The 14,164-nt window shown below is 47.4% G+C and carries 7 protein-coding genes; 4 read left to right on the top strand and 3 right to left on the bottom strand.

Annotated features, from left to right (window positions below; genetic code table 11):
* Positions 1-155 precede the first annotated feature (155 nt).
* Positions 156-1,643, top strand: coding sequence for an APC family permease (locus ACIDITHRIX25_RS81490; RefSeq protein ID WP_201733558.1), 1,488 nt, complete (start codon positions 156-158; stop codon positions 1,641-1,643).
* Between the two features lie 404 nt (positions 1,644-2,047).
* A complete protein-coding gene (locus tag ACIDITHRIX25_RS81495) occupies positions 2,048-2,878 on the top strand; it encodes a hypothetical protein (RefSeq protein ID WP_201733559.1) in 831 nt (276 codons plus the stop codon).
* Between the two features lie 233 nt (positions 2,879-3,111).
* Here ACIDITHRIX25_RS81495 and ACIDITHRIX25_RS81500 read toward each other — a convergent pair whose 3' ends face one another.
* The 3 genes from ACIDITHRIX25_RS81500 to ACIDITHRIX25_RS81510 form a co-directional block, all read right to left on the bottom strand.
* Complete coding sequence (locus tag ACIDITHRIX25_RS81500; RefSeq protein WP_201733560.1) at positions 3,112-4,578, bottom strand: glutamate synthase subunit beta; 1,467 nt, start codon at positions 4,576-4,578, stop codon at positions 3,112-3,114.
* A 221-nt stretch (positions 4,579-4,799) separates the two neighbouring features.
* Positions 4,800-9,392 (bottom strand): glutamate synthase large subunit, encoded by a 4,593-nt coding sequence (gltB, locus tag ACIDITHRIX25_RS81505; protein WP_201733561.1) that lies wholly within the window; start codon positions 9,390-9,392, stop codon positions 4,800-4,802.
* A 572-nt stretch (positions 9,393-9,964) separates the two neighbouring features.
* A complete protein-coding gene (locus tag ACIDITHRIX25_RS81510) occupies positions 9,965-10,369 on the bottom strand; it encodes a hypothetical protein (protein WP_052606603.1) in 405 nt (134 codons plus the stop codon).
* A gap of 315 nt (positions 10,370-10,684) precedes the next feature.
* Here ACIDITHRIX25_RS81510 and ACIDITHRIX25_RS81515 point away from each other — a divergent pair, with 315 nt between their 5' ends.
* Both ACIDITHRIX25_RS81515 and ACIDITHRIX25_RS81520 read left to right on the top strand, forming a co-directional pair.
* Positions 10,685-11,215 carry a hypothetical protein gene (locus ACIDITHRIX25_RS81515; protein WP_201733562.1) on the top strand — a complete coding sequence of 177 codons (531 nt, stop codon included), beginning with the start codon at positions 10,685-10,687 and terminating at the stop codon, positions 11,213-11,215.
* A gap of 1,104 nt (positions 11,216-12,319) precedes the next feature.
* Positions 12,320-14,020: an EAL domain-containing protein gene (locus tag ACIDITHRIX25_RS81520; RefSeq protein WP_201733563.1), complete on the top strand. Its 1,701-nt coding sequence runs from the start codon at positions 12,320-12,322 to the stop codon at positions 14,018-14,020.
* Positions 14,021-14,164 lie beyond the last annotated feature (144 nt).

Here is a 14,164-nt window from a genome sequence, read left to right on the forward strand (position 1 = left end):
AAGAGACCTTATCGGTGACAAAATGGTTGTTTTTTCGATTTGATCTTTATGTTGTTGACTGCTTGGGTATTTTGACGGTTAGATGTCAATAAAACCGGTGGGTCGTTCCTCGCATTTTCCTGATTATGAAAATACTGATAAGGAGATCTAACTATATGTCGATGACAAAGGATCAGCCACCTGGAGGTGCCCCGGCAGGTTCCGGATCACCCTCCGAGATGCATCTAAAGTCGAATGTGCTAACGCTTTTCGACTCCACGGCAGTAGCAGTTGCGAGCGTTGCCCCGGCCTATTCGATAGCCTCAACCATCGGCCTAGTGGTCGCCGCGGTGGGATTTACCTCGCCAGCGGTGATCTTGGTCAGCTTTGTCCCAGTTTTGGCTATTGCTTTTGCATATTATTACATGAATAAGCAAGATCCAAACTGTGGGGCCTCATACTCATGGGTTTCTAGAACCGTTAGCCCATACCTAGGTTGGGTAAATGGATGGGTTCAGGTCTGTGCCAGCGTTATCTTTTGTACCTCAGCATCGATCTTAATTGGGCAAAACACCCTTTCTTTCTTGAATACATTGGGCGTTGTCTCTTCAGCAACAGCTGGATCTATATATTGGACCGCACTGGTGGCGTCACTTTGGTTCATCCTGATTACCTGGATTTGCTTAGTTGGAATCAGGGCAACCGCTAACTTCCAGTGGGTCCTTGTGGCCATTGAATACGTCGCAGTAATTATCTTTTCGGTCCTCGCTGTGATAAAGGTTTTGGGTTCGCACCCAAAGGGGTCTACTGGCTTTCATATTGCGTGGTTGAATCCGTTTGCTCTTCATGGAGTGAGCGGACTGGCCTCAGGTGCCGTTCTCGGCGTCTTCTTCTTCTGGGGTTGGGACACATCCGCGAACCTGAATGAAGAGAGCCAAGAGGCAAGTGAGAATCCTGGCCTCGCTGGAATCAATTCCATGTTCTTGTTGCTGATAGTCTTTTTGATTAACAATATTGCTATGCAGATGCTGGTTCCAAGTAGTGTCATTCAAAAGCAAGGTGGAAATGCACTTTATTACTTTGCACAGCAAGTTCTTCCGGCTCCGTGGAACTACATTATGCTTTTGGCAATTTTGACCTCTACCATTGCTACGACGCAGACCACATTGTTGCCTGCTTCGAGAATTACCTTGGCTATGGCTCGTGACAAAGTCTTTCCAAAGGTATTTGCTTCGATCAATAAGAATTGGCTTACCCCAGCTTACGGCACGATTATTTTGGCAGCGTTGGCGTTCGTAGGGATTTGGCTAACCACCTTTTCCTCTAGCGTAAATAACGTCTTTGGAAACCTGATCTCTCAAATTGGAATCCTGGTCGCCTTCTATTATGGAGTAACAGGAATCGCAAGTGCCTGGGGCCATCGCAAAGTTCTAACCCAGAAGGTTTCGCTTTTGATCTTCGCTGGAATTTTGCCGTTTCTAGGAGGGGTCTTCCTCCTCTGGATTGGCTATCAAGTGGTGGTGCAGGCTGGGTTTTCAGCATCGCTTCCTGTTCTGATTTCAATTGGACTTGGTATTCCGCTGGTTATTATTGCTCGATTTACCTCCAAGGGAGAGTACTTCAAGCAAAAGGCAGTCGCTTATGATATGTCGCTCTTTGAGTAACTCCTAAGGAGATTCTTCGCTAGCTACTTCTAGAGCAAGATTGAAATATTGCCCCAGTTGCCCATATGCGATCGGTGAACTCTGAGTGCGAGTTTTATCTTTGATTTAGATGAGATGGTTGGTGAAAGATTTTCACCGGCCATCTCATCTATTTGTTGGCGACATGTTTTCAAAGTTCAATAGCGGGGTTCAATAGCGTGTGAATTGAAAAGCAAGGTAAATGGCCCAAAGCAAAATCCGAGCCATAGGTTGGCGTGGATCCTTGGGATCTCTCATCAAGGATGAGAGATTATGTAGCTGTGTACTTTAGCTCTATTGGCAATTGGTCATATAGATTTAAGTACGATTAGGCTCTTGGGTAACCAGGGTCATCATATCTTGGGGATCTAGGAGATACCGTGTCGATGACCACGGAGACAGTGGTGATAAAGGGGCGACATCTAGGCGTTCGGGGAGTTTTACTCTTAGTGACATTGGCTATAGGGTTGGTCTTTGGCTCATCGCGCCCTGTGGGTGAGAGTTACACCTTTAAATTTGCAAATCCCACCAAGAATCACTCGATCTCTTTGGTCACTTGGAATATCTGCGTAGCAGGTAATAAAAATGCTCGATATCCCTTAGATGAGTTCCCCCTCAACTTCAACCAGAATGCTTTGGTAAATACCAAGGCGTGCAATCAGGCAATGTTGAGGGAGATCAATAAGCGACACCTTGCCGAGGGATTTTCACCGATAGTCCTTCCCCTCAGTTATGGGCGTCTCTCCCCAGCGATGCAGGTTTTGGTGATAGTAAACGCTGAAAGAACTAGTCGAGGCTTACCACCATATGTCGGAGTAACAACTGCATTGATGTCAGATTCATTGATTGGCGCTAAGAGCGGCAAAGACCCGAATCCATCGAATGCCGATGGAAACTGGATTCAGTTCAATAGCATTTGGGCTGGCAGTTACCAAAACGTTTTGATGGCTGACTACGATTGGATGTATAACGACGGTTGGGCGGGTAGCTCAAACAATACAATCAATATCGACTGTCACTCGCCATCGGGGCGTGGTTGTTGGGGCCACCGCGAAGGTATTTTGGCGAACTACCCCGTAATCAGCAACTCGGAGCTAGTGGCTGGTGCGGCAGTGGTTACAAATGGACCTTCTTCGTTGGCGACTCCATCGATCGCTGCAGCTTTTGAAGAGATTCAAGGTCCGATAAGAATTGCCAAGACACTCCCTAATCCTTGATCTTGTCTCAATCCTTGATTTTGGCCTATGGCTAAAATGCGCCCTGGTCCTAATCGATCAAATTGTGTTTTTCAGGTTTGAATAAGTCATAGCCCTTAGAAGTTGAAGATAACGACCTGGGATTTGATGACCCAGGTCGCAAAGGTGATTGATCCTTAGATCGGCCATCACTGCTAGGGCAAAAGGCTCGAAATAATACGGATGAGTCCCGATAATGAGCTGATATGGCTTAACTAGATTGTCATTGAAAAAGATTTAGTCTCGATCGGTGAGGGTAAATCCGTCGTTCCCATTAGGTAAGTATCGATGGCGCTTGCTGACGATCGACCTTCTGCTATTGCCCAAACTATTAGCGATTGTCCACGGCGTGCATCTCCAGCCGCAAAGATCTTTTCCTTGGAGGTCATCCAATTCTGGTCGGTTGCTATGGAACCACGTTCATTGATCTCTACCCCAAATTGATTAAGGAGAGTCTTAGATGCTGCGCCCACAAAGCCCATGGCTAAAAAGACGAGATCGCAATCGATTATAAATTCTGATCCTTCGATCTTTTCAAAAGAGAATCCGCGTTCGGTGCGCACCATTTCGATTTTATGGGCGGAAATTCCCTTTAGATTGGCGTTTTCATCACCGAGAAATTCTTCGGTGTTGATGGCATAGTCGCGCACTCCGCCCTCTTCGTGGGCCGAAGAGACCCTATATGTCATAGGATAGGTGGGCCATGGATTCGCCTGCGGACGCTCGATGGGCGGTCGCGGCATAATCTCGATCTGCATTACGCTCGCTGCCCCCTGGCGATGTGCGGTACCTAGGCAGTCGGCTCCAGTGTCACCACCCCCGATGATCACCACCTTCTTACCCTTAGCGGAGACAGGTGATTCATCGATGTCGCCCTCTTGAAGACGGTTAGCCCATGGTAGGTAGTCCATCGCCTGATATATTCCCTTTAGGTTCCGCCCAGATACGTTTAGATCTCGAGGAATCTCTGATCCAATCGTTAAAAGTATGGCATCGAAGTTGGCCTCTAGATCGGGACCCGAGATATCCCTTCCAACCTCGATATTGGTTAAGAAATGGGTCCCCTCTTCTCGCATTTGATTTAATCGACGATCCAAGATAGCTTTTTCCATCTTGAACTCTGGGATACCATATCGAAGAAGGCCGCCGAGGCGATCTGCCTTCTCAAAGACCGTAACTTCATGGCCTGCTCTGGTAAGTTGTTGAGCTGCAGCTAAACCGGATGGACCAGAGCCAATAATGGCGATTCGCTTGCCGGTTTGGCTTTTAGGGATTATCGGCGTTACAAGGTCCAAAGCGAAGGCATGTTCTATAATCTCTCGCTCGACGAGCTTGATAGCAACTGGCTCGTTGGAGATACCTACCACGCATGCGGTTTCACAGGGGGCGGGACATAGTCTTCCGGTGAACTCAGGGAAGTTGTTGGTGGCATGAAGTCGATTGATTGCTTCCCTCCACTCTTTTCGATAGGTAAGGTCATTCCACTCCGGAATGATATTTCCAAGTGGGCAACCTTGGTGGCAAAATGGAATTCCGCAATCCATGCACCGTGCAGCTTGGTCATTTAATTCCGAGTCGCTAAAGGGTAGGTAGACCTCCTTCCAGTCGGCGATGCGAAGTTCTGGCGGTCGTCGCTTTGGACCGCTTCTTTGAAACTTTATAAATCCACGGGGGTCAGCCATCTAGATCGTTCTCCTAGTTTGAGTTGGCGTTCGTAAAAACTTGACTCTTCTTTGAATCGGTTTATGTATTTGTAGAAATCTTAAGTACGTGATGAAGTGGGGATTTTGCCATTTTCAAGATCCCATGATCTCTTTTTAGTCTTTTGTTTGCCGATGGCTAACCAAAAGATTGACTCTAGGGTGGTTTTCGTCGTTATTGAAAACCACCCTAGAGCCTTTTATTAGATTCGCTTTGTTTGGGCGAGTTCGCGCCTCTTGGCAAGAACAGCTGCTTTGTAGTCTCTTGGGAAGACCTTTATGAACTTTTCTACCTCTTGGTTGAAGTGTTCGAGAATGAATCTGGCTCTGTTTGACTCAGTAGCATCTAGATGTTCGGCAAGGATATTTCGAAGCCAAAGTCGATCTTCATCCTCTAGCGGGTCTAAATCTACCAACTCTGTATTTACGAGTTCTGAGAATTTCCTATTTGGGTCCCAAACAAAAGCCTCGCCGCCAGACATTCCGGCTCCGAAGTTTCGACCGGTTGGCCCGATCACGACCACTTTTCCTCCGGTCATATATTCACAACCGTGGTCTCCGATTCCCTCAACAACAGCGATAGCTCCGGAATTTCGTACTCCGAATCGCTCACCGACTATACCCCGTAGAAATACCTTGCCTGAAGTTGCTCCGTAGAGAATGACGTTGCCAGCGATGATGTTCTCTTCGGCGACAAAGATTGCGCAAGGATCGGGACGAACAACTATTCGTCCACCCGAGAGACCCTTTCCGACGTAGTCGTTGGCATCTCCTATCAAGGTCAAACTTACACCCTTGGGAACGAAGGCCCCGAAGCTTTGGCCAGCTGAACCGTTGAAGGTGAGATCTATGGTTCCATCAGGAAGTCCCTCAGCAGCGAATTTTGAGGTGAGTTCGTACCCGAGCATAGTGCCTACGCTACGGTTGACATTTTTAATTTTAAACGTCGCCTTCACCGGTGTTTTATTGGTAAGGGCTGGCTCTGAGATCTCGATCAGTTGGTTATCTAACGCAAGGTCGAGGTTGTGGTTTTGTTTGATTGAATTTTTTCTAGGAGGGTTCGAAGCGAGGTGGTCGGTATTTAGGATTGGCTCCAAGTCGAGGCCTTGTGCTTTCCAATGGTTTATCGCGTCGGTAGAGTCTAGGAGTTCGACCATTCCGATCGCCTCGTCAATGGTGCGAAAGCCAAGCTCCGAAAGGTAACTTCGGACCTGTTGTGCGATGTATTCGAAGAACGTTACGACAAATTCAGGAGTACCGGTGAACTTCTCTCGAAGTTGCGGATTTTGGGTGGCTATCCCAACTGGGCAGGTATCAAGATGGCAGACGCGCATCATAATGCAGCCCGATACGACCAGGGGTGCCGAAGCAAAGCCGAACTCTTCGGCTCCTAGAAGAGCAGCGATCACTACATCTCGGCCGGTCTTCAGCTGGCCATCGACTTGTACGACGATTCGATCTCGAAGGCCGTTAGCTATTAAGGTCTGCTGGGTCTCAGCTAGACCAATCTCCCAAGGGATTCCGGCATGCTTTAGCGATGTAAGTGGTGAAGCTCCTGTACCTCCATCGTGACCAGATATCAAAACAACATCCGAATGAGCTTTAGCTACTCCAGCTGCTACCGTTCCAACACCTACTTCGGCTACCAGTTTTACGTGGATTCGCGCCTTTGGGTTCGCATTTTTTAGGTCGTAGATAAGTTGAGCTAGATCTTCAATTGAGTAGATATCGTGGTGTGGCGGTGGCGAGATCAATCCCACTCCCGCAGTCGAATTTCGAGTCTTTGCAATCCAAGGGTAGACCTTGTCTCCTGGCAACTGTCCGCCCTCACCAGGTTTGGCACCTTGAGCCATTTTGATCTGAATATCGGTGGCGCTAGCTAGATATTCGCTGGTAACGCCAAAACGACCTGAGGCAACCTGCTTGATAGCAGACTTGCGAGAGTCTCCGTTGGCGTCAGGGGTATAGCGATCGGAGTCTTCTCCACCTTCACCGGTATTGGATTTGCCACCGAGGCGATTCATCGCGATAGCTAGGGTCTCATGTGCCTCTTTGGAGATGGATCCATAGGACATCGCTCCGGTTGAAAATCGTTTTACGATCTCAGAGATAGGTTCGACTTCGTCGATATCGACTGGGGGGCGTGCTCCAGTTTTGAATTTGAGAAGTCCTCGAATGGTCGCTAAATGTCGTGATTGGTCGTCGATAAGACGTGAGTAGTCAGAGAAGATGTCGAAGCGCTTATTGCGAGTTGCATGTTGCAACTTGAAGACCGTTTCAGGATTGAAAAGGTGATACTCGCCTTCACGTCTCCATTGATATTCACCCCCAATGGGGAGGTCTCGATAGGCTAATTCAGCCTCGCGATCGAGATATGCAACATGGTGGCGAGCTGCCACCTCCTTGGCTACCTCTTCAATTCCAATACCCTCAATTCGAGATGGGGTGCCTTCGAAATATTCCTTTATGAAGGCCGAGGAGAGACCAATCGCCTCAAAGACCTGAGCTCCTGTGTAGGATGCCACAGTAGAGATGCCCATCTTGGACATGACCTTGAGTACGCCTTTGGCCGCCGCTTTGATGTAGTTGTGAGTTGCTCGATGTGGAGATATGTCCGAGAGGGTTCCTTCTCTAATCATGTCAACGATCGAGTCAAAGGCGAGGTATGGGTTTATTGCCGCAGCGCCGAAGCCAATGAGTAGGGCCATGTGATGGACTTCGCGAGCCTCTCCGGTCTCCACGATCAAAGCAACTGCAGTTCGACGCTTTGTACGAATTAGATGGTGATGAACTGCCGATGTAAGCAAAAGGGCAGGAATTGGAGCTAGGTCTTTGTCGGCATGTCGATCCGAGAGGATGAAGATATTCGCGCCGTCGTTGATGGCCTGAGTGACCTCTTCTCGTATTGCGGCTAGCGAACGTTCCATAGCGGCGCCCCCACCTGAGACCTCATAGAGACCGTCGATGACTTTGGTTGAAAACCCTTCAGCGCCACCTTCTTCGTCGATATACATAAGCTTGGCGAGCTCGTCGTTGTCGATGATTGGATATTTTAGTGAGATTTGATGCACTGATCGAGGGGTTGGCTCCAAAAGGTTGGCTTCTGGCCCAACGGTTCCTGAAAGCGACGTTACGAGTTCTTCTCGAATGGCATCCAATGGAGGATTGGTAACTTGGGCGAAGAGCTGCGTGAAGTAGTCATAAAGCATACGAGGTCGATCTGATAAGACCGCAATTGGGGTATCAGAACCCATGGATCCGACCGCCTCAAGGCCATTTTTTGCCATTGGGGCAATTAGAATTCGCAGCTCTTCATTGGTGTAACCAAAGAGGCGTTGATGTGTTACTATTCGTGAGTGCTGAGGAACCAACATGTGGCGTGGCGGTAGGTCATCGAGCTTGACAAGATTTTCATCGAGCCACTTTTGATAGGGGTGTTGGCTAGCTAATTCGGACTTTATCTCTTCATCGGAGATGATTCGGCCTCGGACGGTGTCGACCAGAAACATCTTGCCGGGTTGTAGACGTCCCTTTTGGATGATAGATCCTGGATTGATATCGAGAACTCCGACTTCGCTTGCCATGATAACAAGATCGTTATTGGTAACCCAATAACGCGAGGGTCGCAATCCATTTCGATCTAATACAGCGCCGACGACACTACCGTCTGTAAATGCTATAGAAGCCGGCCCATCCCATGGCTCCATGAGGCAAGAGTGGTAGGCGTAGAATGCTCTCTTGGCGGGATCCATCGTCTTATGGTTTTCCCAAGCTTCTGGTATCATCATCAAAACAGCATGAGGAAGCGACCTGCCTCCGAGATTGAGCAGTTCAAGAACTTCGTCGAAGGAGGCTGAGTCAGATGCGCCTGGTGTGGCGATCGGAAAGATGCGTGACAGGTCATCGCCAAATAGATCCGACTGCAGAAGACTTTCTCGTGCTCTCATCCAGTTTCGGTTGCCCTTTAGGGTGTTTATTTCACCATTGTGTGCAATCATGCGATAGGGATGCGCTAAGGACCAGGACGGGAAGGTGTTGGTTGAAAATCGTGAATGAACAAGTGCCAACGCCGATTCTAGGCGTGGATCTCTCAGGTCAACGAAGTATTCACTGACCTGTGGCGTTGTGAGCATTCCTTTATATACAAAGGTGCGAGTCGACAGGGATGGAAAGTAAATATCTTCTATAGAGTGCTCGGCTCTTTTTCTAAATACAAAAGCACTTCTTTCAAGGTCGATGCCCTCTAGCTCCATTGCGGCACCGGTGATAAAGATCTGCTCTATATGTGGCTCTGCCATGAGAGCGCCAGCACCCAGGCTTGAATTGTCGATTGGAACTTCTCGCCATCCAATTATTGTCAAATCTTCGGAGGCGGCAAGCTTTGCGAGTTGATCTTTGACGACACTGGGATCTGTCTCTTTTGGAAAAAATATCTGTCCGGTAGCGTATCTTCCAACTCTTGGAAGGTCAAAATCAACCACTTCTCTAAAGAATGAATCGGGTATTTGGATGAGAATGCCGGCTCCGTCACCGGTGTCGGGTTCTGCGCCCGATGCTCCTCGATGCTCTAAGTTGGCCAGAGCGGTCAGACCCATTTTGATGATTTGGTTTGACCGCACGCCTTTGATATTCACGACGAAGGCGACGCCGCATGCGTCGTGTTCAAAGTCAGGTGAGTAAAGTGTTTTGCTCAGATTGATCCGAGGATCTAAGTTCTGTTCCAAATGAATTGCTCCCAGGTGTGCAGTTGGCTTCGTAAATACGTTATAGCGCGCTGTAATTTGCCGGGACTTCATTGGCCCAAAGTATGTGGCTAGTAATCTTATCGCCTATGATCTCATCTTCGGTCTAATCATCGATGCAGAGGGTTTGAGTCTTTGCTTAGTCCACTAGTTATGGTTGATCCCGGGTCGTTCTGCGCTAGTTTTTGTTTAGTTTAGTTTTTGATTTCACTTCAAGGCTTGTTTGCCCACCAAAAGTTCCATGCTTGAGGTTTGGTCGATTCGATGATTAGAGATGATGATCCATGGACTTTTGGCCTTCATTTTAAGGAAAAGTAGCTGAAGTCGATTAGGTCTGTTTGGTCTTTTCCTTGATTGATTGCGCTTATGTATGGCTTCATAGTTTGCATTGCCTAAAAGTTTAAGTGATGATCTCATCAAGCCTTTGAGCTGATGGTTTGTCTTACTCATGGTCAAACTGGGCTAACCCAGTTTGACCCTAGTGTTCTAGCAAAGCGATTATTTGCCTTTGGAAACTTTGACCCCATCCAAATTCTATTGATTGGGATTTAGGGAAGTGGTTGCCTTGAAGGCTAAGGATGGTGATGTTTTGTTCGCAATTGGTGATCGGTCATCTTTTATTGGCGCTATCCAGCTAAAAAGACACCGAGGATTAGAGTGATTGCGGCTGAAGTTCCCGAGATAGAGCCCCAAAGCGCGGCTTTTGCGGGTGTTTTGGCTTTGGTGTGGACGTAAGCAGATATGCCCGAAATGGCCACCACTGTCAATTTAATTCCCAGTATTACCTTCCAAGGCGTTGTAGTGTGGTTCATATTAAAGGTCGCGACGTTCCAAAACCCTGTAATTATTAGCACACCATAGGCGGGCCATGAGATGCGTGAAAAGGCCTTTGCTGCTATATTTGCGACGCCCTCTCCTGCTCCCCGGAGGCTCGGCACCAATCCTGCCAAGGTAAATTGTCCACCGACCCAGATTGTGGCCGCTAGGACGTGTAACGATAGCCGAATTCCATCTAATGCAGATGCAAGCACAGGTGATCTCCAAAGTTTCTAATTGAACCATAATTGACGGTTAGTAATTGAGCTTATGGCGCTTGCTCGCTTTTAGCTACTTTTTGTAGCCATTAGCCATTAGCCATTAGCCATTAGCCATTAGCCATTAGCCATTAGCCATTAGCCATTAGCCATAGAGGCTATCTCCTTGGGGTGGGATGCCTTAGGTTTGAGTTAGGGTGTTTTTTCTTGATTGGTGTCTCCATAAAGCCTGACATCTGAGTTATTTTTTACCAAGATAACACAAAAGAGAAGGTAATTGGCTATTGGACTTTCCATTCAGGGAGAATTGGCTTGAATGGCTTTGTCTGTACTATTTTGTTGAAGGTGAGCAACCCGAGTGACTTGAACGATTCATATTTGAATGGTTGCATCGACAAAGAGAACACCGATAAGGGCCGACCCCCTTACGGCAGCGTCACCGCGGCCCTATTCTTCTTTCCCGGACTATCTTCTCCAGCAGATCGTTTTGAATTCGAAACCCTTTCATCGGTCTCTATCGCGCTAGATCGCATAGACGTTACATCAATAGCCGTCTTGGTTGGACCAGCCAAAGAGGGGTACGACTTTCCCAATTCGTCTTATGGCTTATTTTTAGATCCCGATGGAGCATTGTGCCACGCTATGGCCGTCTCGAGGGGAACAAATCCATATGGAGACCTTTGTTTTCGCTCGGGTGTTGCTTTGGATATTGACTCCCAGGTTGTCTTTCGAATGCGGATTTTAGATGTCTTTGTGGATCCATGGCGACTATGTAGAATGATTGCCTTTAGAAATGCTCAAGCCTTGGCCATGGAAACCCAAAGTATCGGGGGTGGTTCTTAGTTGTAAGCTTTCACTTGGGTTGAATGGCTGATTCTATTTGTTCTATTTACAAGGTGGCGATCACTAGGAGTTGGAACTTTCACTTTATGAGGTGCGCGGTCTTTGAATTTTGGGTTTAAATCGTCACGTAGGCCCAGATGCAGATGACTACCATAAGAGTGGGGACCTCCAAGAGGCCTATGAAACCTCCTGATTCGACCCACTTCTAATCAGTTTTCGCGCTGGAGGTGAATTGGTTAGCTTTGTGTGCCATGAGCGTGCCACAAAGGATACCTCAGGCGGCATTGCAATAGATACGAGGAATCTGATCGATCATATGTAATAGCTATTGAATGGCATCAAATGGCTATTTAAACTCTTCGAGATGGCAATAGTAAGAGATTACTTTGGGGTAAAGTTAGAGGTGTAAGCCACCAATTTATTAAAGCTTTTCGATCGTCGAATTTATTTTGATATCCATGGGGCATGGCCGTCGATTCAATTAGTTATCAATGTGAGCTGGTACTTTTATGAATTGAGAGGCATATGAGGACGTGATTCAGTTGGCTCACTACAAGGATTGCCTTGGTTCGTCCTCGCGTTTTTATGTGGTTTTGCCTTTAGGGTTAGCACTTTTTCCCCTTTGTGAGGAATGGCCTATGAGAAGGGCACATTGGAATGATACGGTGATCTTAGTTTGGTTTTGGCAAGTGGCGCCTTGGCTAAAGATCAGAAAAGCAATTGTCCCAATATGGCTTCAAGGGAGTCTATTTTCTTTGGTGATATTCATTTGAGATTTATGTTTATATCCGTAAAAAAAGATATAATAATTTTCATAATGACCAGGCAAAGGCGTTATTTGGCTGGCAACTGTCGAGATATAAGGCGAAAGAATAATTTTTAATTTATTTTTAACTCAAAGATCTCATTCAATTTTAATTATTTCTCGTTTTTGCTCAGTTTTAGTATTTTCGATGCCGATAAAACTATAGATTCGGGAACGGGCGGTGGAAATCCAAAAAACCCCTTCGAGGAGTTTTGTTGTCGACTGGATTTGTGGGTCAAGAGCTCTCTAATTGAAGTTGCTTCGGGCGTGTTAACTAAATTCATAAGGGCGGTGTGTGCTTGACGAGCGTATCTTATCTGAATTCTGAGGTCGGGATGGCATGGACACGCCTTATAATCTCCTTTTCATCAGGGATGGTTGCCTCCTGTACCCCTGAGATAACTTCGATTACAGGTTATGGCCAAAGTGATCTAGAGATGGTTAATTTCATATCGCTAATTCACCCCGAGGACCAATTTTTATATGCTCAGGTGGTCGATGACTTTTGGTCGAGTGGTGTTTTAGGTGAAATCTCTATTCGCCTATTGGATGCTTCTAGTGAATATCGAGAGATGGTGCTCCGAGTCGCAGGTAGGAGCCAAACCGACGAGGAACTTCAAATTATGATTGATATAGCATTGCTGCAAGACCAAGATGATCTTTTGGGTCCAAGAGACGCTCAACCAATGGTTTCGTTTGAGATTCAAAGTGTTACCGGGTTGTACGGACTGGACTATCTCTTTTATGAATATGAGCGAATTCAATCTGTTGTTGGCGTTGAAGTCGGCGGTTTGGCCCTTCTTGTAATTGACATAGACCGGTTCGCCATAATTCAAAGCGCACTCGGTGTGAGTGGCTCGAATTCAGTATTAGGGGTTGTGGCGCATCGATTTGAAGATGCACTTGGAGGAGTGTTTCCTCTTGTGCATATCGAGAAGGACCGCTTCGGTCTTTTGTGCATAGGCATAACTGAGGTCGCGCAGGTGGAGATGGTCACCCGGACGCTAAGGTCAATTTTGGATACGCCTGTGGTTGCTCCAGATGGCGAAGAAGTGGTCGTGACCGCTTGTGTTGGGGTTACCATCGTGACTAATTCAGACTTTAGCGGGCAAGATCTTTTGTCTCAGGCCATGGCGGCTCGCGATAGGGCCAAGGCGCGCGGCGCGAGCAAGGTGGAGTATTACAGCGACCTCCGCTCCTCGAGCGCAACGGATCGGAGAAGTTTTGAAAATATTGTGCGACGTGCTATCGACTCATCAGAGCTCGTTGTCCTATTTCAGCCCATTATTTCTTTAGCACACCGAAGAATCTGTGGCGTCGAAGCACTGGTAAGGATGCACCATCCTGAGCGGGGGCTGATTTCGCCGATCGAATTTATACCAGTTGCAAAAGAGATCGGTCGACTTCCGAGGCTGGGTACCCAGGTAGGAGCTGCAGCTCTGTCTGCATTGACTTCATGGTCTCAACTCTATCCAGATCAGCTGCTGACCATGGGGATCAATCTGTCTGGTGACGAGTTAGACGAGCCCGACGTCGTCGAAGCACTTATTTCACAGCTAGATAATGTCACTATCGCCAAGGATCGCATCTTTATCGAACTTGGAGCGCTTGACCTTGATCCAAAGTCTCGTAGCCACGCGTCGATTGAGAGGTTGAGCGAATATGGAGTCTCTTTGAGCGTTGACGAATTTGGGGCAGGTATTTCTGCGCTCGGAATCTTTTCGCGATATCCGGTCAGCCAAGTCAAAATTGATAGATCGCTTGTTCTGTCACTTGGAGAAAACGAACGCTCCTACCGTGTCATGGGCGGATTGGTAAAGCTCGCCCATAGCCTTGATGCGGAGGTTGTTGGTATCGGTGTTGAGCGCGCGGAACAGATTCGAATCATGCGTGCGTTGGAGATCGATAAGGTTCAGGGCTATCATATTGGACAGCCAGTTGAAAAGGAGCAGATCGATACCCAGTTGGAGCTCTTATCTGCCAGCCATGAAGGTTTATGATGGCTTTTAGGTGCATGACTACTATCTCTTAGGTAATTGCACTGACGAAATCGCTAAATAAGACATAAAATCAAAGAAGCGTGTTTCGCGCTAGGATCGCCTTAAGGTACGCAGTTGTTCTTGTCCCAAATTTGGATTATTTCG

The organism is Acidithrix sp. C25 (genome assembly GCF_904848545.2).

What these genes read in the sequence shown, in the direction of transcription:
- ACIDITHRIX25_RS81495 (WP_201733559.1), top strand. Translation starts at nt 2,048, where the DNA reads ATGACCACGGAGACAGTGGTGATAAAGGGGCGACATCTAGGCGTTCGG.
- ACIDITHRIX25_RS81500 (WP_201733560.1), bottom strand. Translation starts at nt 4,578, where the DNA reads ATGGCTGACCCCCGTGGATTTATAAAGTTTCAAAGAAGCGGTCCAAAG.
- gltB (WP_201733561.1), bottom strand. Translation starts at nt 9,392, where the DNA reads ATGAAGTCCCGGCAAATTACAGCGCGCTATAACGTATTTACGAAGCCA.
- ACIDITHRIX25_RS81490 (WP_201733558.1), top strand. Translation starts at nt 156, where the DNA reads ATGTCGATGACAAAGGATCAGCCACCTGGAGGTGCCCCGGCAGGTTCC.